The sequence below is a fragment of the Sandarakinorhabdus sp. AAP62 genome (assembly GCF_000331225.1).
Classification (GTDB): Bacteria; Pseudomonadota; Alphaproteobacteria; order Sphingomonadales; family Sphingomonadaceae; genus Sandarakinorhabdus.
The window spans coordinates 1-20,477 of record NZ_ANFY01000009.1; the positions used below are offsets into that span (position 1 = coordinate 1).

Annotated in this window: 17 protein-coding genes and 1 tRNA gene; 12 read left to right on the forward strand and 6 right to left on the reverse strand. The window is 65.0% G+C overall.

Annotated features, from left to right (window positions below):
• The 3 genes from D619_RS0109580 to D619_RS0109590 form a co-directional block, all read left to right on the forward strand.
• On the forward strand, positions 1-352 hold a 352-nt coding region (locus D619_RS0109580; protein ID WP_017668367.1), incomplete at its 5' end, for a GcrA family cell cycle regulator.
• Positions 353-542: 190 nt separating this feature from the next.
• Positions 543-2,021: an NAD(P)-binding domain-containing protein gene (locus D619_RS0109585; RefSeq protein ID WP_017668368.1), complete on the forward strand. Its 1,479-nt coding sequence runs from the start codon at positions 543-545 to the stop codon at positions 2,019-2,021.
• Positions 2,018-3,466, forward strand: coding sequence for a serine hydrolase domain-containing protein (locus D619_RS0109590; RefSeq protein ID WP_017668369.1), 1,449 nt, complete (start codon positions 2,018-2,020; stop codon positions 3,464-3,466). The genes D619_RS0109585 and D619_RS0109590 overlap by 4 nt, the downstream gene beginning before the upstream one ends.
• A gap of 82 nt (positions 3,467-3,548) precedes the next feature.
• Here D619_RS0109590 and D619_RS0109595 read toward each other — a convergent pair whose 3' ends face one another.
• From D619_RS0109595 to phaC, 3 genes are read right to left on the reverse strand one after another with little or no spacing between them, the layout of a single operon-like run.
• A complete protein-coding gene (locus tag D619_RS0109595; protein ID WP_152417399.1) occupies positions 3,549-4,565 on the reverse strand; it encodes a glycosyltransferase in 1,017 nt (338 codons plus the stop codon).
• Positions 4,566-4,569: 4 nt separating this feature from the next.
• Positions 4,570-5,118 carry a hypothetical protein gene (locus D619_RS0109600; RefSeq protein WP_017668371.1) on the reverse strand — a complete coding sequence of 183 codons (549 nt, stop codon included), beginning with the start codon at positions 5,116-5,118 and terminating at the stop codon, positions 4,570-4,572.
• The gene (gene phaC, locus D619_RS0109605; protein WP_017668372.1) at positions 5,118-6,896 is read right to left on the reverse strand and encodes a class I poly(R)-hydroxyalkanoic acid synthase; all 1,779 of its coding nucleotides are present in this window, start codon (positions 6,894-6,896) and stop codon (positions 5,118-5,120) included. The genes D619_RS0109600 and phaC overlap by 1 nt, the downstream gene beginning before the upstream one ends.
• A gap of 343 nt (positions 6,897-7,239) precedes the next feature.
• On the opposite strand from phaC, the gene D619_RS0109615 reads away from it, so the two are divergent.
• The 8 genes from D619_RS0109615 (at position 7,240) to D619_RS0109650 (ending at position 16,826) form a co-directional block, all read left to right on the forward strand.
• Positions 7,240-8,451: an LL-diaminopimelate aminotransferase gene (locus tag D619_RS0109615; protein ID WP_017668374.1), complete on the forward strand. Its 1,212-nt coding sequence runs from the start codon at positions 7,240-7,242 to the stop codon at positions 8,449-8,451.
• Positions 8,452-8,454: 3 nt separating this feature from the next.
• A complete protein-coding gene (locus tag D619_RS0109620) occupies positions 8,455-9,744 on the forward strand; it encodes a homoserine dehydrogenase (protein ID WP_017668375.1) in 1,290 nt (429 codons plus the stop codon).
• Positions 9,745-9,839: 95 nt separating this feature from the next.
• Positions 9,840-10,832 carry a class II fructose-bisphosphatase gene (gene glpX / locus D619_RS0109625; protein ID WP_017668376.1) on the forward strand — a complete coding sequence of 331 codons (993 nt, stop codon included), beginning with the start codon at positions 9,840-9,842 and terminating at the stop codon, positions 10,830-10,832.
• 161 nt (positions 10,833-10,993) lie between these two features.
• Positions 10,994-12,763 carry a single-stranded-DNA-specific exonuclease RecJ gene (gene recJ, locus D619_RS0109630; protein ID WP_017668377.1) on the forward strand — a complete coding sequence of 590 codons (1,770 nt, stop codon included), beginning with the start codon at positions 10,994-10,996 and terminating at the stop codon, positions 12,761-12,763.
• 67 nt (positions 12,764-12,830) lie between these two features.
• Positions 12,831-12,906: transfer RNA gene (locus D619_RS0109635), tRNA-Glu, on the forward strand.
• Between the two features lie 123 nt (positions 12,907-13,029).
• Positions 13,030-13,809, forward strand: coding sequence for an alpha/beta fold hydrolase (locus D619_RS0109640; RefSeq protein ID WP_017668378.1), 780 nt, complete (start codon positions 13,030-13,032; stop codon positions 13,807-13,809).
• An 85-nt stretch (positions 13,810-13,894) separates the two neighbouring features.
• Positions 13,895-15,439 (forward strand): wax ester/triacylglycerol synthase family O-acyltransferase, encoded by a 1,545-nt coding sequence (locus tag D619_RS0109645; RefSeq protein WP_017668379.1) that lies wholly within the window; start codon positions 13,895-13,897, stop codon positions 15,437-15,439.
• 64 nt (positions 15,440-15,503) lie between these two features.
• Entirely contained in the window at positions 15,504-16,826 is a 1,323-nt protein-coding gene (locus D619_RS0109650) for an AarF/ABC1/UbiB kinase family protein (RefSeq protein WP_017668380.1), read from the forward strand.
• Here the strand turns inward: D619_RS0109650 and D619_RS0109655 are convergent.
• From D619_RS0109655 to D619_RS0109665, 3 genes are all read right to left on the reverse strand, one after another.
• A complete protein-coding gene (locus D619_RS0109655; RefSeq protein WP_152417400.1) occupies positions 16,820-17,209 on the reverse strand; it encodes a hypothetical protein in 390 nt (129 codons plus the stop codon). The two genes, D619_RS0109650 and D619_RS0109655, sit on opposite strands and share 7 nt — an antisense overlap.
• A gap of 72 nt (positions 17,210-17,281) precedes the next feature.
• Entirely contained in the window at positions 17,282-19,030 is a 1,749-nt protein-coding gene (locus D619_RS18320; RefSeq protein ID WP_017668382.1) for a PEPxxWA-CTERM sorting domain-containing protein, read from the reverse strand.
• A gap of 99 nt (positions 19,031-19,129) precedes the next feature.
• A complete protein-coding gene (locus D619_RS0109665; RefSeq protein ID WP_017668383.1) occupies positions 19,130-19,609 on the reverse strand; it encodes a YbaK/EbsC family protein in 480 nt (159 codons plus the stop codon).
• Between the two features lie 109 nt (positions 19,610-19,718).
• Between D619_RS0109665 and D619_RS0109670 the strand changes: the two genes are divergently transcribed.
• The gene (locus D619_RS0109670; protein ID WP_152417401.1) at positions 19,719-20,468 is read left to right on the forward strand and encodes a hypothetical protein; all 750 of its coding nucleotides are present in this window, start codon (positions 19,719-19,721) and stop codon (positions 20,466-20,468) included.
• Positions 20,469-20,477: the final 9 nt, after the last annotated feature.

A 20,477-nucleotide genomic window follows, 5' to 3' on the forward strand; every position in this document is an offset into this window, starting at 1 on the left:
AGCGCCGGCCCCGGCACCAGCCCCGGTTGCCGCGCCGCCCGCGCCGCCGCCGGCGCCGGTGGCGGCCAGCGCTCCAGCTCCGATGCCGGTGGAAGCCCCGGCACCGCGCCCCGTGGCCAAGGCCTGCAAGGGCGGCAAGCAGGCCTTCACCACCCTGCTCGATCTCAACGACAAGGTGTGCAAATGGCCGATCGGCCATCCCGGGGACGCGGATTTCCATTTCTGCGGCCGCCCGTCCAACGCCGGCTTCCCCTATTGCAATGATCATTGCCTGGTTGCCTATCAGGCCCAGATGCCGCGCAAGGATCGTCCGCGCCAGCTGCCGCCGCTGCCGGGTGCGCCCCGCCGCTGAAACGGCGGTGATCAGACAGCGCCGCTGAAACGGCGGTGATCAGACAACGCCGCTGAAACAGCGGCAAACAAGCAACGCAGCCGAGCGGCGGGTGCCGGCCGCTGCCGGCAACTGGCGTCTCGTGTCCGGCCCATGCTGTTTTGCCCCATTGCCGCTGCCAACGCCTCGCTTTACGTTCGCGTAAAGGGAGATGCAGGCTGTGAGTTCCACCGAGTTCGACGTGTTGATCATTGGTGCCGGCCTGTCAGGCATTGGCGCCGCCGTGCATCTGCAGCGCAATTGCCCAAACGAGACCTTCGCCATTCTTGAAAGTCGCGAGGCCGTGGGCGGCACCTGGGATCTGTTCCGCTATCCCGGCATCCGGTCCGACAGCGACATGTACACGCTGGGTTACGACTTCAAACCGTGGACCTCGCCCAAGGCCATCGCCGACGGCCCCTCCATTCGCGACTATATCCACGAAACCGCCGCCGAGCATGACCTCACTCGTCACATCCGCTTTGGCCACAAGGTCACCGCCGCAGCGTGGGACAGCGCCACTGCGCGCTGGACGGTCACGACCAATCACGGCCCCCTCACCTGCCGTTTCCTCCACATGTGCAGCGGCTATTACAATTATGCCGAAGCCTATCGGCCGACATGGGATGGCGAGGCCGACTTCAAGGGCACCATCATCCACCCGCAATTCTGGCCGGAGCATCTCGATTACAGCGGCAAGCGGGTCGTCGTCATCGGCTCCGGCGCCACGGCCGTCACGCTGGTGCCCGTCATGGCCCAAACAGCGGCGCATGTGACAATGCTGCAACGCTCGCCCACGTGGATGGCGTCGGGCGCCAGTTCAGACCGCATCGCCAATGCCCTCAAGGCGATCCTGCCGGCAAGGCTGGCCTATCGCCTCATCCGCTGGAAGAATGTCAGCTTCAACCAGTGGTTCTACAAGCAGACGCGCGAACGCCCGGCCAGGGTGCGCGAAGCACTGCTGAAGCGCCTCGCCCGGCAACTTCCCGCCGGCTACGACCTCGAAACCCACCTCACCCCGCGCTACAATCCGTGGGATCAGCGCCTGTGCCTTGTGCCGGATGGTGATCTGTTCACGGCCATCACCGCCGGCAAGGCCGAAATCGTCACCGATCATATCGAGAAGTTCGAGGCCGGCGGCATCCGCCTCAAATCCGGCAAGCTGCTCGAAGCCGATATCATCGTCACGGCCACCGGCCTGAAGCTGCAAGCCCTTGGCGGCATGCAGCTCACGGTCGGCGGCCAACCCCGCCGCATCGCCGATTGCATCGCCTACAAGGGGCTGATGTTCTCCGGCATCCCCAATCTGGCGTGGACCTTCGGTTACATCAACGCCAGCTGGACCCTGCGCGCCGACCTGATCGCCGATTATGTCTGCCGCCTGCTCAATCACATGCGCGCCACGGGCGTGGACATCGCCACCCCCACTGCGGCGCCCGACGTGGTGCCGGAACGGCTCGCGATGGATCTCTCCTCCGGATATGTCCAACGAGCCGCCGATGCCCTGCCCCGCTCGGGCAACCGCGCACCCTGGCTGGTCGTCCCCAGCTATCATTATGACCGCAAGATCCTGCTCGATGGCTCGTTGACCGAGGAAATGGTCTTCGCCAAGGCGCACAGCGTCACCCCCATGCTGGAGGCCGCCGAATGAAACGTCTCGCTGCCACCCTGGCCCTGCTGGCGACCACCGCCAGCGCGCAGTCCATCACCCCACCCACCGATACCGCCACCCAGGAAGCCATCCGCCTGATCGACGCCTGGGCCGATGCCGGCCAGGTCTATGGCCGCTGGCCGGCCTATTCGGTGGCGATCGGGCACCATGGGCGCCTGCTGTGGTCGAAAGGCTATGGCACCGTCGATGCGGCGAAAATAGTGCCGGCCAAGGGCGACACCATCTACTCCATCTGCTCAATCTCCAAACTGTTCACCGCGGTCGCCGTGATGCAGCAGTGGGAGGCGGGCAAGCTGCGGCTGGATGAACCGGTCACCACCTATCTGCCCTGGGCCGCGCCCAAGCCCGACGGCCGCGATTCCATCCCCGTCACCCTGCGCGCCCTGCTCACCCATTCGGCCGGTGTCCAGCGCGACAGCGACGTCGGCAACTGGACCGGCCCCAATTATCTCTTCCCCACCCGCGACCATCTGCAGGCCGAAATCAGCCAGCACGAACCGCTCTACCCGGTCGGTCGCACCTACCAATACAGCAATATCGGCGTCACCCTGGCCGGCGAGGCGGCGGTGGCCGTATCGGGCCGGGATTACAACAGCCTGGTCACCAGCGGCATCATCGCCCCGCTCGGCCTGAACGACACACGCCCCGATCACCCCTATCAGCTGCTCGGCACCCGCATGGCCGTGGGCTGGAGCCCGCTCGATCGCGCCGGCAACCGTACGCTGCTCAGCCGCTTCGATGCGAAAGCCATCACGCCCGCCGCTGGCTTCACCAGCACCGCGGAAGATCTGGTGCGCTTTGGCCTGTGGCAGATCGGCCTGCTGGCGCAGGAAACCGCACCCGCAAAACCGGATGTGCTCAAACCCAGCACGCTGCGCGAAATGCATCGCATCCAGTTCATCGACAAGGTGAATTACGGCAGCTGGGGCCTTGGTTTCTTTAACGAAGACGCCGACGAAGGCCATTATATCGGCCACGATGGCAGCTGCCCCGGCTACCACACCGCCATGCTGATCCGGCCCGACAGCGAAACCGCCGTCGCCGTGATGACCACCGACAATCACGAAACCTGGGACGACACCACAACCGTCCACAAGCTGCTCGACGCCCGCCGCGCGCATGCATGGAAAGGCCCCGCCCCCGTCACCGCTCGCCTCGAAGACTATGCCGGCCGCTACACCAACAACACCTGGAACAACGAGACAATCATCCTTCCCTGGAACGGCGGCCTCGTCACCCTCGACCTGCCCGATCCAAAGGCCGCAGAACATCTCTCCTATCTCAAACCCATCGCCCAGGATCGCTTCCGCCGCATCGCCAAGGACGGCAGCGAGATGCACGAAGTGACGTTCAAACGGGACGCGTCAGGGCGCGTGGTGGCAAAGGAGGAATATTACAACCGGTCGGTTCGGGAGGTTAAGTAAGGGGGCCTCCGCACGGAGGCACTCTTACGCCTTCAAATCCACTGCCTCATGGACGACCAGACGGCCTCATTGCCGGGGTTTCTTACCGCCCGAAGGCCATCAACGCCGCTGCCGGTGACAGGCGCGCGCGGACGGCGGATGGGGGTGGCAGTTGGTTCAGGCCGCGCAGGGCGGCCATGGCTTCGGCCGCTTCGCCGCGCAGGGCCAGTTTGGCGATGGCGGCCATGGACCAAGCCCAGGTGGCTGGCACGGCCAGGGGCCGGAAGCGCAGCATGAAGCGCAGGCGGTTGCGGTAGTTGAAATAGTGGGAGAAGGCGCTGGCCCGCTGTGTGGGGGAGCCGCTGCCGATGCTGGTGCCGGTGTGGTGATAGATGATGGCATCGCTGCACAGGCGGAAGGGCAGCGTGCCGCGGCGGGCGGCCCAGTCAATTTCCTCATAGTAGAGGAAATAATCATCCGCCATCAGGCCAACCTGGTCGATGAAGGCGCGGGAGGCGACCATGGCGGCGCCGGAGATGAAATCGAGGCTGGCCGGATCGGGCAGCGTGGCGGCTTCGGGCAGCAGCCCCTTGTTGACATTCTCGGCCACGCCGGTCCAGCGCCGGATGCGGCCGCCGTCGCTTTGCAGCAGGTTGGGTGGGTGCTGATAGCGGATCCGCCCGCCCATCAGGCCGAAGGCGCCGGGCAAGGCTGCGGCGCGTCCGAAGGCGGCGGCAGTATCGGGCAGGACTTCGCAATCGGGATTGAGCACCCAGAACAGCCCCACCGCCGGTTGTGCGCGCAGCAGCGCCAGGCCGAGGTTGCAGCCGCCGGCATAGCCGAGATTGTGCGGGGCGCGGATGATGGTGATCGGCGCCAGATCGAGCGGCGGGCCATCGTAGGGCCGATCGGCGTCCATTTCAGACAAGGCCACGCCGGCCGACTGCGCTTCGCGAGCCACCACGGCGGTGCTGTCATCCGGGCTGGCATTATCGACGACGACGATGCGCAATTCCTGCCCGACACTGGCCAGCAGGCTGCGGATGCAGGCCCCGATCACGTCGGCCGAATGGAACGCAACGATGACGACGCCCAACAGGGGCTGACCGATGGAATTCACGGATTCAACGCACCAGCGGCCGGTCAATCAGCACGGCCAGCAGCATCGCCGGGCCGCCATGGGCCACCCAGGCGTGGTTGGTGCCGCGCTGGATCACCACCTGGCCGGGTTTGACGCGGGTTTCGCTGCCTTCAAGGATGAGCGAGACGTCACCGCTGAGCAGGCAGATGATATCCAGCGAGTGGGTTTCGTGCATGGCCGAATGGCGGCTTTGATCGACGATGTGATGATCGCCGTGCACGGTGGCAAAGGCGGCGCGGGTGGCGGCATCCAGCGCTTCCTTGGGTACGCCTTCGGGTTGCGGCGTGACAACGAACCAGCGCACCTGCACATTGCCCGCACGCGGTCCCAGCACGGGGGTGGCCGTGCCCAGATCGTCGTGCAGCTTGGGATCGAGCGGCCCGCTGGCGGCGTCTTCCCAGATTTCGAACAGGCCGCCGACATCAACGGCGCCGGCGCTGGAGGATGGCGGGCCATCGATGATGATCACCGAACGGCCGTCGGCATCGTCGCCGGTGATGATGCGGCGCATCGCGGTCGTGAAATCGTCCATCAGATGCGCTCCTTCACATAGGCGCCGGGCGCGTCCTCGATGGCCTTGTAGGGCCCCTCGCCCGGCACGCGCGGCTTTACCTGCGGGCCGGAACGCGGCGTGAGCCACGCGAGCCAATCCGGCCACCAGCTGCCCTTGTGCTCGGTGGCGCCGGCGATGAATTCATCAAGGTTGGCAGCCGAGGAATCGCCGGTCCAATGTTGATATTTCTTCGCCGACGGCGGGTTGACCACGCCGGCAATATGCCCACTGCCGGCCAGCACGAAGCGGGCTTCGTTGCTGAAGGCCTTGGTCAGCTTGAAGGCCGATCGCGCCGGGGCGATATGATCTTCCTTGCCGCCCTGGATATAGATCGGCGTCTTCACCGTCTTGAGATCGATCGGCACGCCGCAGACATTCATGCCGCCGGGTTTGACCAGCAGATTCTCGCGATACATGTCGCGGATATATTGCTGGTGCCAGCGGGCCGGCACATTGGTGGCGTCGCTGTTCCAATAGAGCAGATCGAAGGGGAAATAATCCTTCCCCAGCATGTAGTTGTTCACCACATAGTTCCAGATCAGATCGTTGGAGCGCAGCAGGTTGAAGGTGGTGGCCATGAAGCGACCATCGAGCACCGGCTTGTCTTCCGTCACCTTGTCCAGCGTTTCGACACTGGGATCATCGACGAAGAATTTCAGCTCGCCGGCTTCCTCGAAATCGACCTGGGCGGTGAAGAAGGTGGCGGTGGCGATGTTGGCGGCGTCACCCCGGCTTTCCAGCACGGCCATGGCGGCGGCCAGAGTCGTGCCGGCCACGCAATAGCCGATGGCGTGGGTGCTGGGCGTGTTGCAGATCTCGCGCACGGCATTCACGGCGGCGAAAATGCCTTCCTCCACATAGGTATCCACCGTGGCATCGGCGATGCTGGCATCGGCGTTCTTCCAGCTGGCGACGAAAACGGTGATGCCCTGCTCCACCGCCCAGCGGATGAAGCTTTTTTCGGCGGTGAGATCGAGAATGTAGAATTTGTTGATCCACGGCGGGAAGATCACCAACGGTATCTCGTACACCGTCTGCGTGGTCGGCGTATATTGGATGAGCTGCAGCAGCCGGTTCTGAAACACCACCTTGCCCGGCGTGATGGCGACGTTGCGGCCGACTTCAAAGGCGTTTTCGTCGGTCATCTTCATGCGGCCGGTCTGCAGATCGCCGAGCAGATGTTCGAGGCCTTTCAGGAGATTGGCACCGCCGGTTTCCGCCGTCGCCTTCAGCACTTCGGGATTGGTGAGGGCGAAATTCGACGGGCTCATCGCGTCGACAAACTGCTTGATGATGAACTGCGCCTTGGCTTTTTCGGCCGGCTCCAGCCCATCAAGGCTGTGCGCGGCTTCCATGAAATGGCTGGCGGTGAGCAGATAGGATTGGCGCAGGAAATCGAACGCCGGACTTTCGGCCCAGGCGGCATTGGCGAACCGCTTGTCCCTGATGGCCGGCTTTTCAGCATCGGGCGACAGGAAGCTCTGCCACAGCGCCATGGCATCTGTCATGTATTTCTGCTGCATCTCCAACAGTTTGGCCGGATCGGACAACATGGCCGTCCACGCCTTCTGCCAGGTCGACATGAAGCCCATCGGATCGGTGACCATCGGCGGCGCCGTATGTTCCCTGGTCCAGAATTCCATCATCATCTGCTGGCCCTTGCCCATCAGATCGGTGACTTTCCGGAAATTCTCCTGCGCCTGGGCTTGGCTGAAGCCAAGATCCTTGGTGTCGGACGTGTCGGGCGTGACGGGCATCTGGGTGATCTCCTGCAGGTCTCACTGTGCCCCGTGTTGGCCTGCTTTGCCAAGCCCGGCCTGATGCGCTATCGAAATAGATGTCGGCCCGCTGGGGGCCGGCACCAAGGGACGTTTCGGGTGATCAACCAGGCCATCATCATTGCCGCCGCCGGCGCTGCATCCGCAGCCGCCGCCGCTGCTGCATTGATTGCAGCACTGGCCGCAACGCCGCCGCCCTGAGAGACTGCACGCAACAATCAGTCTTTCCCACCAGCGGCGGCGGAACAAATAGGTTCCCCCGCCGCTTTTCTTTTGACCCACTGTTGCCTAAGGCAACGCCTTCAGCCCAACGGAACTGACCATGCAGGACGATTTTTACCGCATCAAACGTTTGCCGCCCTACGTGATCGCGGAAGTGAACGCGATGCGGGCCGCAGCACGGGCGCGCGGCGACGACATCATCGATCTGGGCATGGGCAATCCCGATCTGCCGCCGCCGCCGCATGTGATCGCCAAGCTGGCCGAAGTGGCCGCCAAGCCGGATGCCCATGGCTATTCGGCGTCGAAGGGCATTCCCGGCCTGCGCCGCGCCCAGGCCGCCTATTATGATCGCCGCTTTGGCGTTGATCTGGACCCCGAGTCCGAAGTCGTCGTCACGCTGGGGTCGAAGGAAGGCCTCGCCAACCTCGCCCAGGCGATCACCGCGCCGGGTGACGTGGTGCTGGCGCCCAACCCGTCCTATCCCATCCACACCTTCGGCTTCATCATTGCTGGCGCCACCATCCGTTCCGTGCCGACGACGCCGGACGAGCGTTATTTCGAGGCGCTGGAGCGGGCGGTGCGATTCACGGTGCCGCGCCCGAGCGTGCTGGTGATGGGCTATCCCAGCAACCCCACCGCCGAAGTCGCCGATCTGGCTTTCTATGAGCGCGTCGTGGCCTTCGCAAAGAAGCACAATATCTGGGTGCTTTCGGATCTGGCCTATTCGGAAATCTATTTCGATGGCCAGCCCACGCCGTCGATCCTGCAGGTGCCGGGCGCCAAGGACGTGGCGATCGAGTTCACCTCGATGAGCAAGACCTATTCGATGGCCGGCTGGCGCATCGGTTTCGCCGTGGGCAACAAGACGCTGATTTCGGCGCTGACCCGGGTGAAATCCTATCTTGATTACGGCGCCTTCACGCCGATTCAGGCTGCCGCCGTGGCCGCGCTGAATGGCCCGCAGGATATCGTCGCGCAGAACCGCGAGCTCTATCACCGCCGCCGCGACGTGCTGGTGGAAAGCTTTGGCCGCGCCGGCTGGGAGATTCCGCCGCCGCGCGCCTCCATGTTCGCCTGGGCCCCGCTGCCACCAGCACTGGCACATCTCGGCAGCCTCGAATTCTCCAAGCAGTTGCTCACCGAAGCCGGTGTCGCCGTGGCGCCGGGGGTGGGCTATGGCGAGGATGGTGAAGGTTTCGTGCGCATCGCCATGGTCGAGAACGAGCAGCGCCTGCGCCAGGCCGCGCGCAATATCCGCAAATATCTCCAATCGATGGGCGTCAACACGCCTGCTGCCAACGCGGGTGCCTGAACCATGGTGAAGAGTTTGCGGATTGGCCTTGCCGGCCTGGGCAATGTGGGCGCCGGGGTCGTGAAGATCCTCAGCGCCAATGCGGAACTGGTGGCGAAACGCGCCGGGCGGCCAATCGTGGTCACGGCTGTCTGCGCGCGCGATCGCAGCCGGGATCGCGGCATCAGCCTCGATGGTATCGCCTGGGTGGATGATGCCGCCGAACTTGCCACCCGCGATGATGTCGATGTGGTGGTGGAGCTGATCGGTGGCAGCGACGGCCCGGCGCTCACGCTGGCCCGCCGCACGCTGGCCGCCAGCAAGCCGCTGGTGACCGCCAACAAGGCGATGCTGGCGCACCACGGCCTGGAACTGGCGCAAAGCGCCGAAAAAGCCGGCCTGCCGCTGAAATATGAAGCGGCCGTGGCTGGCGGCATCCCGGTGATCAAGGGGCTGGCCGAAGGTGCGGCCGCCAACCGTATCACCCGCGTCTATGGCCTGATGAACGGCACCTGCAACTATATCCTGTCGCGCATGGAAGCCGAAGGGCTGGATTTCGGCACCGTGCTCGCCGACGCGCAGGCACTGGGCTTTGCCGAGGCAGACCCGAGCTTCGACATTGACGGTATCGACACGGCCCACAAACTCTCGATCCTTGCCGCACTGGCCTTCGGTGCGCGCATCGATTTCGCCGGTGTTGCCGCGCACGGCATCCGCGCCATCGCCAGCGCCGATATCGCGCAGGCGGCTGCGCTGGGTTTCCGCATCAAGCTCGTCGGCCTGGCCGAAGCGGAAGATGGCCAGTTGTTCCAGCGCGTCCACCCGGCGCTGGTGCCGATCGATCACCCGATTGCCACCACCATGGGCAGTTTGAATGCCGTGGTGGTGGAAGGCGATTTCGTCGGCCGGCTGTTCTTCCAGGGACGCGGCGCCGGTGAAGGGCCCACGGCCAGCGCCGTGGTGGCCGATCTGGTCGATATCGCGCGCGGCGACGTGCGGCCGCCGTTCGTGATGCCGGTGGCTGATCTGGCTGCGCTGCCCCGCGCGCCGGCGGCGGACCGGCGCGGACGCTATTATCTCAGGCTCTCCGTGGCGGATCGGGCCGGCGTGCTGGCCGAACTGACGGCAGCGCTGCGCGATAGCGGCGTATCCATCGAAAGCCTTGTGCAGCGCGGCACCACCGGCAGCGATGCCATGGTGGTGATGGTCACCCATGAGGCCCGCGAAGCCGATGTGATCGACAGCCTGGCCCGCATGGCAGCCTCGCCGGCGGTCACCGGGCAGCCGGTGATGATGCATATCCTCGATTTCTGACGCGTCCGTGTCGGGCTCGATTTTTGCAGCCTTCCGCCTTTCGCCTGCCGGGCGTAAAGCGTGGCAGGTTTGATTCGACGGTGGGAAAAACAGATATGGCTTCCAGCCCAGTGCAGCCCTCGACGGCGCTTGATCGTGTGCTCGTGCTCGAAATGGTGCGCGTCACCGAATATGCCGCGATTGGCGCGTCCAAGCTGATCGGGCGCGGCGATGAAAAGGCCGCCGATGCCGCCGCCGTGGAAGCCATGCGCGGCGCGCTCAACATGCTGGATTTCGATGGCACCGTGGTGATCGGCGAAGGCGAGCGCGACGAAGCGCCGATGCTGTTCATCGGCGAAAAGGTCGGCAAGGCCATCGGCACCGGCCCGCGCATCGATATCGCGCTGGATCCGCTGGAAGGCACCACCATCACCGCCAAGGCCGGCCCCAACGCGCTGGCCGTGCTGGCGATTGCCGAAGAAGGCGGGCTGCTCAATGCGCCCGACGTGTACATGGACAAGATCGCGGTCGGCCCCGGTTATCCCGAAGGCGTCATCGATCTGGCCAAAAGCCCGACCGAAAATGTGAAGGCCGTCGCTGCCGCAAAGGGCGTGGCTCCCGGTGACATCATCATCTGCGTACTGGATCGCCCCCGCCACGAAGCCCTGATCGCCGAACTGCGGTCACTGGGCTGCGGCATCATGCTGATCCCCGATGGCGATGTGGCCGGCGTGATCGCCACCACCAATCCCGATACCGGCATCGATCTCTACATGGGGTCGGGCGGCGCACCTGAGGGCGTGCTGGCCGCCGCTGCCATGCGCTGCGTGGGCGGGCAGATGCAGGGCCGCCTGCTGTTCCGCAACGATGATGAGCGCGGCCGCGCCCGCCGCTGGGGCATCACCGATCTCGATCGCATCTACAGCCTCACCGACATGGCCAAGGGCGATTGCATCTTTGCGGCGACCGGCGTGACCGATGGTTCGATGCTGAAGGGCGTCAAGCGTCGCAAGGATGGCATCATCACCACCGAAAGCGTGGTGATGCGCGCATCGACCGGCACGGTGCGCCGGGTGAGCGGCGAGCATCGCGCCGCGCGGCATCCGTAAGTGCGGTTCGCCTTTGTCTGAAGACTGAACCCACTCATGCCGAGCTTGTCGAGGCACGCAGCGATTGCCGCCCGTGCCTCGACAAGCTCGGCATGAGCGGATTGTTCCATGCTCAACAAACCAGCCTTGTTCGAATCCGCGTCCACCCGCATTGATGTGGAATGGACCAACGCCCCGTCTTCAACGTCACCGCTTCCCTTACCGGCCAACGCTGGGCCTGGCGGGGCGGCATTGCGCCCGGTGACGGCGCGCTGACTGGCCGCGCCGACAATGAACTCCTGCACCAGTTGTTCCGCGCCCGCGGCGCCGATGCGGCGGATTTTGGCCGGCTGGCCGCGCCCACCCTGCGCGACTGGCTGCCCGATCCGGCGATCTTTGCCGACATGGAGCGCGCGGCGGAACGCATCGCCGACGCCGTGAAGGCGGGCGAACATATCATCATCTATGGCGATTATGACGTGGATGGCGCGACCTCGGCCGCGGTGATGATCCGCTACTTGCGCAACGTCGGCGGCAAGGTTGGCCATTATATCCCGGACCGGCTGCTGGAAGGCTATGGCCCGTCCGCCGAGGCGCTGGTGGCGCTGAAACAGGCCGGCGCTGATCTGGTGGTGACGGTCGATTGCGGCACGCAGGGCTTTGCCGCGCTGGAAGCGGCACAGGCAGCGGGGCTGGATGTGATCGTGGTCGATCACCACAAGGCCGGCACCGCCCTGCCCCCGGCCATCGCGCTGGTGAATCCCAATCGGCTGGATGAAGCGCCCGACGCCGCCGCGCATGGCCATCTGGCGGCGGTGGGCGTGGCTTTCCTGCTCTGCGTGGCGCTCAATCGGCTGCTGCGGGCGCGTGGGGCGTTTGCCAATCGCGACGAACCCAATCTGATGGAGCTGATCGATCTGGTGGCGCTGGGCACGGTGGCCGATGTGGCGGCCTTGCGGGGGCTCAATCGCGCCTTTGTCACGCAGGGGCTGAAGGTGATGGGCCGACGCGCCAACATCGGCATTGCCGCGCTGTGCGATGCGGCGCGACTGAGCCGGGCACCGCAGTCGCGCGATCTCGGCTTTGCGCTGGGTCCGCGCGTCAACGCTGGCGGGCGCGTGGGCCAGGCTGATCTGGGCGTGCGGCTGCTCACCACCCATGATGCCGGCGAAGCGGCGCAGATTGCCGCCGAACTTGACCGGCTGAACCAGGAACGCCGCGCCATCGAACAGGCGGTGACTGATGCGGCGCTGGGCACGGCGCTGCCGTCTCCCGGCTGCACCATCGTGGCCGGTGAAGGTTGGCACCCCGGCGTGATCGGCATCGTCGCTTCCCGCCTGAAGGAGAAGATGAACCGCCCGGCCATCGTGATTGCCATTGGCGAGGACGGCATCGCCAAGGGTTCGGGGCGCAGCATCACCGGCGTCGATCTGGGTGCGGCGGTGCTGGCCGCCAAGGACATGGGCCTGCTGGTGGCGGGCGGTGGCCATGCCATGGCGGCGGGCCTCACCGTGGCAGCCGACGGCATCGCTGCGCTGGATGAATTTCTCAACGACCGGCTGGCGGCAGCGGTGAGTGAGGCGACCGCCGATCGCGCCCTCTCCATCGACAGCGCCGTCGCCCCGCGCGGGCTGAATGCCGGGCTGGTGGACGTACTGGAAGCCGGCGGCCCCTATGGCCAGGGCTGGCCCGCCCCGCGCATCGCCGCCGGGCCCTTCCAGATCGTCGATTCCCGCATCGTCGGCGAAAATCATTTGCGGCTGCAGCTGACGGGCCCCGATGGCGGCCGTATCAAGGCAATGGCCTGGCGCCAGGGCGACACCGAATATGGCGCGGCGCTGATGGGTGCACGCGGCCGGCCGGTGCACGTGGCTGGCCGCGTGAAGCGCGACGAATGGACCGGCGGCAACGCGGTCGAACTGGAACTGGATGACGCTGCATTCACCGATTGAGGCAGGTTTTTGAAATTGTCTGTTGACGCCGCAGCCTTGGCCCAATAACAGGCGGCCTCTCGCTGCTGGCCCCTTCGTCTAGCGGTCTAGGACGTCGCCCTTTCACGGCGAAAACACGGGTTCGAGTCCCGTAGGGGTCACCATCCATCAGCGAGCATTGGCGGCAGGCGAAAGTCTGCCGTTTTGCGTTTCGGGGCGGTCACTTGCGCTCGCAGGCGCTCAGGTGCAGGGTAGTGATCCTTTCCGCTGCCATGCGAGGCACGCCCATGACCAAAGCCGCGATGAACGCCGCCGCTACCGAGTCCACACCGATGAAGCCACCCAGCCTGTTGCTCACCCTGTCGGAAGGGCGCGGACTGATGGAGTTTGCCGCCGGCATGGCGCTGCGTCCGATGATGATGACCGCGCCGCGCGGCGATGGCCACCCGGTGTTGGCGTTGCCCGGCTTCATGGCCAGCGATCGTTCCACTGGCTTCCTGCGCAAATATCTGATCGATCTGGGCTATGACGCCCGCGCCTGGGGCAATGGCCGCAATCTTGGCCGCTTCTACAAGATGCGCGACGTGCTCAGCCGCCAGCTGCTCGATATCCATGCCGAAACCGGGCGCAAGGTGTCGCTGGTCGGCTGGAGCCTGGGCGGCGTCTTCTCGCGCTATCTGGCGCTCACCCATCCCGAAGCCGTGCGCGGCGTTGTCACCCTGGGCAGCCCCTTTGCCGGCGACATCAACGCCACCAACGCCAAACGACTGTATGAATTCATGTCGGGCGAAGGCGAACCCGATCCCAATGATCTGCAGCGGCTCGCCGGCGATCTGCCGGTGCCCAACAGTTCCATCTATACCAAGCTCGATGGCGTCGTGAACTGGCGCACCTGCATCGCGCCACCGGCCGCAAATGCGGAAAATATCGAAGTGCACCTGGCCAGTCATCTCGGCATCGGCGGCAACCCGGCGGCGCTGTGGGCGATGGCCGACCGTCTGGCCCAGCCAGAAGGCCAGTTCACACCGTTCAATCGCAAGGGGCCGTTCGGCTTCGCCTACGCCTGATCCGGGCCTCTTGACTTTGAGAGGCGCAAACCAGCAGTCTGCCAAGCGGGAGAAACGCCTGAACAACAGGTAGCGGGGGGATCATATGGCCGAAGCCGTCAAGCTGTCATCGATGGATGCGGCCTTCCTCTATTTCGAAACGCCGGAAATGCCGATGCATGTCGGCTCGCTGTCGATGTTTCAGCTGCCCGAAGGCTATTCGGGTGATTTCTTCGAAGACTTCAAGGCCCAGATCATCGACCGCCTCGCCGACGCGCCGATGCTGAAGCTCAAGCTGTCCCGCACCGTGCTGGATTTCGATCATCCCAGCTGGGTGGAAGACGAACAGTTCGACATCAACCGTCACATCTTCCGCGGCAGCCTGGCGGCGCCGGCCGATATGGATTCGCTGCGCCGGATCGTTGGCTGGATGCATGCCAAATTGCTCAACCGCGCCCGGCCGCTGTGGGAATTCTACCTGTTCGAAAACATGCCGGGCAACCAGGTTGGCCTGTATGTGAAGATCCACCATGCGCTGATTGATGGCGGTGCCGGCATGGCGCTGACCAAGATCATCTATGACGTGGTACCCAATCCGGAACCGCGGGTGCGCGAAGCCGTCGCCAAACCCGAGGAAGCCGCCAGGCCGGCGGCCCCGGCGGGCCTTGTCGAAACCGCCAGCAGCGCGATGGAATCCTATCTCCGCTTCTGGCAGGCGCCGTTCAAACCCGATGCCGCCGGCGGTTTCAGCCTGCCGCGATCGGGCAAGACCGATGTCGGCTCCATGTTGATGGACCATATTGCCGGCCAGGTTGAAATGGGCGTGAAGTTCGCTGCCGCCCTGCCCGCCATGGCCGGAGCCGCTGCCAAGAGCCTGCCGCAGCTGGCCGATGTGTCGAAACTGGCCGAGCTGCGCAATCTGGTGTCACCCAAGACGCCGCTCAACAAGTCGATCAGCTCCGAACGCGCCTTTGCCACCATAACCCTGCCCTTGAGCCGGGTGAAGGCGGTGGGCAAGGCCGCCGGCGGCTCCATCAACGATGCCGTGCTGGCGATTTCGGCCGGGATGCTGCGTCGCTACCTGCTGGAAACCAACAGCCTGCCGCCGCGGCCGCTCACCGCCGGGGTGCCGATTTCCCTGCGTGAGGAAGGCAATGCCAACGCCAACAACCAGGTGTTTGCCATGCTGTGCCCGATCGCCACTGATATCGCCGATCCAAAGCAGCGACTGGCCACCATCATTGGCGAGAGCAGCAAGTCCAAGGCGATGGTCAGCCCGTTCAAGGATTTCGTGCCGCTGATGAGCAATGCCTCCACGCTGGGCCTGCCGATGGCGGCGCAGGTGCTGGCACTGCTCTATTCGCGCTCCGGCCTGTCGGATGTGCTGCCACCGGCCACAAACGTGTGCATTTCGAACGTGCCGGGGCCGCGCATGTCGCTTTACGGCGCCGGGGCGGAGCTGCTGCACCTTTATCCGGTGTCGATCGTCACCCACGGCATGGCGCTGAACATCACGGTGCAAAGCTACCGCGATCAGCTGGAATTCGGCCTGATTGCCGGCGCCAACATCCTGCCCGATGTGCAACGCCTGGCCGGAATGATGGCCGACGAGCTGGACGTGCTGGAACAGGCGTTCGAACTGGCGGCCTGAAGCCCTCTGCCAGCGTCAAAGCCCCACACTGGCATCTGTGCGCCGGCCAAGGCATTGACGCCGCATGCAGCGCCCCCGCACCGTCCCCTCTTCCCGCCTGTCGCGCCTTGCCGGTTTTGGCCGGCTGGCCGGCGGCATTGCCGGCAATGTGCTGGGCGGCGGCGCGCGCGAAGTGCTGAAGGGGCAGAAACCCGATCTGCCCAGCCTGTTGCTCAATCCCGCCAATGCCAGGCGTCTGGCCGATGAGCTGGCCCGGCTGCGCGGCGCGGCCATGAAGCTGGGGCAGTTGATCTCCATGGATGGCGGCGAGGTGCTGCCGCGCGAGCTGGCCGACATCCTTGCCCGGCTGCGGTCCGAAGCGGATCCGATGCCGGAAAAGCAGCTGGAACAGGTGCTGGTCACCGGCTGGGGGGCGGCGTGGCGCGGCCAGTTCCAACGGTTTGACATGGCACCGATGGCGGCGGCCTCGATTGGCCAGGTCCACCGGGCGGTGGCGCTGGATGGCCGCGACCTGGCCATCAAGGTGCAATATCCCGGCGTGGCCGGCAGCATCGATGCCGATGTCGACAATGTGGCGACGCTGGTGAAGCTATCCGGCCTGCTGCCGGCCGGTTTTGCCGTCGATCCGCTGCTGGCCGAAGCGAAGCGCCAGTTGCACGAAGAGGCTGACTATGCGCGCGAAGGCGAAATGCTGGCGCGCTACGGCGCACTCGCCGCCGATTGGCCGGAGGTAACGGTGCCGGAGCTCGCGGCGGACCTGTCGCGGCCGACCATATTGGCCATGAGCCATGTGAAAGGTGTCGCCATCGACAAGGCCGCAGCCCTGCCCCAGGCCGAGCGCGACCGGCTGATGACGCTGATGCTGCGCATCCTGATGGCTGAACTGTTCGACTGGCGAGTGATGCAGACCGATCCCAATTTCGCCAATTACCGCTATGATCTCAACAGCGGCCGGCTGGTGCTGCTCGATTTCGGCGCGGCGCGCGTGGTGCCGGATGCCATCAGCGACGGCTATCGCGCGCTGCTGGCATCCGGATTGGCGGGCGATGATGCGGCCCTGCTCGACGCCATGGCGGGGATCGGCATATTGCCGCCGAATGCGCCCGCCATGATGCGCGAGACCATCCTCGCCATGGCCCGCGACGGCTTTGCGCCGCTGCGCATGGCCGGACCTTTCGATTTCGGTGCCGGTGGCCTGGCCAGCAACTTGAAGGACCAGTCACAGATATTGGTGGGCCTGCGCGAACATTTCATCGCGCCCCCGCCCGACATCCTGTTCATCCAGCGCAAGATCGCCGGCATGTATCTGTTGGCCGCCCGCCTGAAGGCGCGCGTGGACGTGGCGGCGCTGGTGCGGCCCTATATCGCCAGCCCCGCCCTTCAATAGCAACGGATCATCTTCACCTTGTTGCCCTGATCCAGCACGAGACGCTGCGGGGCCATGCCCTTGACGTTCAGGACCAGATCGAGCTGACCGCCCTGCATACGGCCCGACAGTGTCGCAGGCTCGCCGGCCGGGCCCTCTTCCATCGCCGATTGCGGGCCTGGGGTATGGGCGCTGTAGCGCCCTTCGATCCGGAAGTGACCATCCTTGCCGGCAACGACCGGGGCAAAGTTCGCGCTGGCACAGTCGGTTTCCAGCGTCACCCCGCTGGCGGAAAAGCGCAACAGATAGCGGCCGCCACTCCAGGTGCCATCGGGCGCGGAGGCGGCCATCAGCAGCAGCCCGATGCAAGGCGCGGAAATGGCGATGGGCATGCGGTAAGACATGATGTCTCCTGAAACGCGAAAAGGGCGCGCGCCAGCAAGCTCGCGCCCCCGCGATACCAATTTCGCCAGGCGTCAGGCGAAACCGTTTGCTCCCTCCCGGCGCCGACGGCGAGCAATTGCGCCGATCATGCCGAAGCCGGCCAGCATCGTCGCCCATGTCCCCGGTTCAGGCACGCCGTTCACGGCAACCTGGGCAACCCACTGGCCCCAGCGCGAGAAGCCGGAGGCTGCCGGATAGCCGGGCCGCGAGACTTCATAGGCCTGATCGGCGAACTGGCCGATCAGCCAGAAGCGGCTGGAATTGACCGGATCGAGCGTGACGGCAGCATAATCGCCCCAACGCTGACGCCCGGCCGGCGTGCCGCTCAATTCCGGCGCACCGTTCAGATAGCCCGCGGTCAGGCTTTCCTTGACCAGGATCGGATCGCCAAGCTGCACGATCCGGCCATCGCTGAGGATCCGGTAGGTATTGGCATAGATGCCGATCTTGCCGGTCAGCGGATCAAAGCCCGACCGGTTGTAGGCGATGACGGCGCGCTGATCCGACACAGCAATTGCGCCCTGATAGAAATCATAGGCACCATCGCCAATGTCGATCACCTGGATGATCGCCTTGGTGGTCGAATCGGAGACGACCAGCTGCACGCGGGTAAAGTCCGTGCCTTCGGGCGTGACGGTGTGAACGAAGTAGGTCTTGCCGTTCAGCTCCCAGGCGTTGCCGGAAATGCGGTCATCCAGCACATCGATGTTGCGCAGCGGCACCGGGCTGCCAATCGGCACACGGCCCGGCTGGCGGCCCGGAGCGTTGCTGTCATAGCCGGTGGTCAGCAGCGTTGCCACCGACTGGGTGGCCGTTGTCGATCCCGCATTCAGGATGTCATAGGCCAGGGTGCCATTGATGAAGGCCGAAGCTGCCACGACATGGCCGGTGCCATCGCTTTCATGGGAGTTGACCCCCTGAATGGCAAAGCCGCGCGTGGTGTCATTGTTCTGGCTGCCGTTGACGAATGGCGTATTGAAGGTCGTTCCCGAAACGGTTGGACCACCGGCATCGAACAGCCCCGCCTTGTTCAGCACGAACAGCGACGTGCCGCGATACAGCGTCGATCCACCCGGCGTGGCCGCAGCGAAATTGTTGGTGCCGATGTAGATGGCGTTGTTGTCCATCGCCAGGGTCGGATAGTCGGCGATGGTCGCACAGCCGGTGCACAGCGGCGCCAGGCCCTCGAACCTTGTGGCCTTCCACTCGCCAAGCGCATCGGCGGTGGTGGATACCGCTATGTTGATATCGCGCAATTGGGCGCCGAAGCCGATGGCGATCCAGCGATCAGTGCTATGGTCAAACAGGATGCGCGGGTCACCGCCGGTGGCGCCCTGGCCCAACTGGTTCCAGAAGCCATTGTCTGTTGAGGCGCCAAGCAGGTTGCCGGTGCTCTTTGAGAAGACCGCGAAACCGCCGTTGATGAGCTGAACGAACTGCGTGGTGCCAACCGCGCCCATCGTATCGGGCGGAACCAGCGCGCGGCCAAGCAGGCGCGTGTCATAATCGCCAAGGGCCGCGAACGAGCTGATGATGCGCGAATCGGGGTGAGGCTGGTTGCCGAACACGGTTGGCGACGGGCCGAAGAAATCCTGGCCCACAGTGGTGAGCAGCGGGGTGCCGCCGGGCTGGCCCGGATCGACGGTAACACGCGGCAACCGTTCGGTGAGACGCGCGCTCTTCGTTTGCGTTGGATCGCCGAAAGCGGGATCAGTCGCCAGCGCCGGCGCAGCGGACGACAGGAGAACGCCGCATGCGGCGAGCAGGAACATCGGCTTCATTTGACTACCCCCAATTGCACAACAAACCTGCCGCGTGAACGGCACAGTGAAGCGTGTCACAATTACGGCCAACCGCAAGCAAAAAATATGAATGTTAAATTAATAGTTCGTTATCATTGGCAAGGTGCAGGCGTCGACCCAGCCGCAAGCGACAAGGCTCGCAAGCCGCTCCGGCGCAATCTCAACGGAGGAAAGGCGGTCACCACCAGCCGGGAAAACGGTGGGAAAGGCCTTCAGCGACACATCCACCCACACTGGCACATCGGTGGCCAGCCCGAACGGGCAGACGCCGCCAACGGCATGGCCAGTCACCGCCAGCGTTTCCCCGGCATCCAGCATGCGCGGCTTGCCACCCAGCGATTCCCGCGCCTTACGGTTGTCCAGCCGGGCATCGCCGCGCGTCACCAGCAGCAACACTTCGCCATTCACCCGCATCGCCAACGTTTTCGCGATCCGCGCCGGTTCCACACCCAGCGCGGCGGCGGCTTCGGCAACCGTCGCGGTCGACGCGCCAGGGATGATCATCGGCACATCAGGGGCATGGACAGCCAGCCAGCGGAGCACGTCATCATGAGCCATGGCTCTGGAATTGCCCGCAATTGCGGCAACGCACAAGAGTATTGGTTTGACAACACACCTGGGCTGCGGCAGCGAAGCCGCATCGTCACCTGTTCCGAAGGGGAAGACCATGCGACTCGCATCTTGCGCGCTGGCGGCACTGTTGTTGGCCGGCACCGTTCATCCACACGCTGCGGCTCAGCCCGCTGCCGAACCCACCGCCGCTGATCTGGTGGCCAGGAACCTGGCCGCGCGCGGCGGCAGTGCGGCGCTGGCGGCGCTGAAATCGGTGCGCCTCGAAGGCAAGCTGATCTTCCCCGGCGGTTTCGAGCTGACCTACAACGAAGTGCGCTCCGGCGGTGCGACGCGGTTCGAAGCGGCGCTGCAGGGCCTCGCGCTGGTACAGGCCTATGACGGCAAGGGCGGTGCCTGGCGCATCAACCCGTTCCAGGGCCGCAAGGACGCCGAGAAGATGAGCGACGACGAAGCCCGCAGCCTGGCCGACAGCGCCAGCATCGCCGGCGTCCTGCTGTCTGCCGCCAGCGATGGCAGCAGCACCACCTATCTGGGCCGCGAGGATTTCGACGGCACCAATTGCTACAAGCTGAAGGTGGCGCAGCCGGATGGCGATGAATTCGTCTATCTGATCGACCCTGATTCCATGCTGGAAGTGAAGATCATCGAAACCCGTCGCATCCGCGGCGCCGTGCAGGTGAGCGAAAGCGAACTGGGCGATTATGAAGCCGTGGGCGGCGTGATGTTCCCGATGTCGATCGAATCCGGCCCGCAAGGATCAAGCCAGCGCCAGCGCATCATCGTTGCCAGGGGCACCGCCAACGCGGACGCCCCAGCGACGCTGTTCGCGCAGCCGACCAATTGAAGAGAGGAC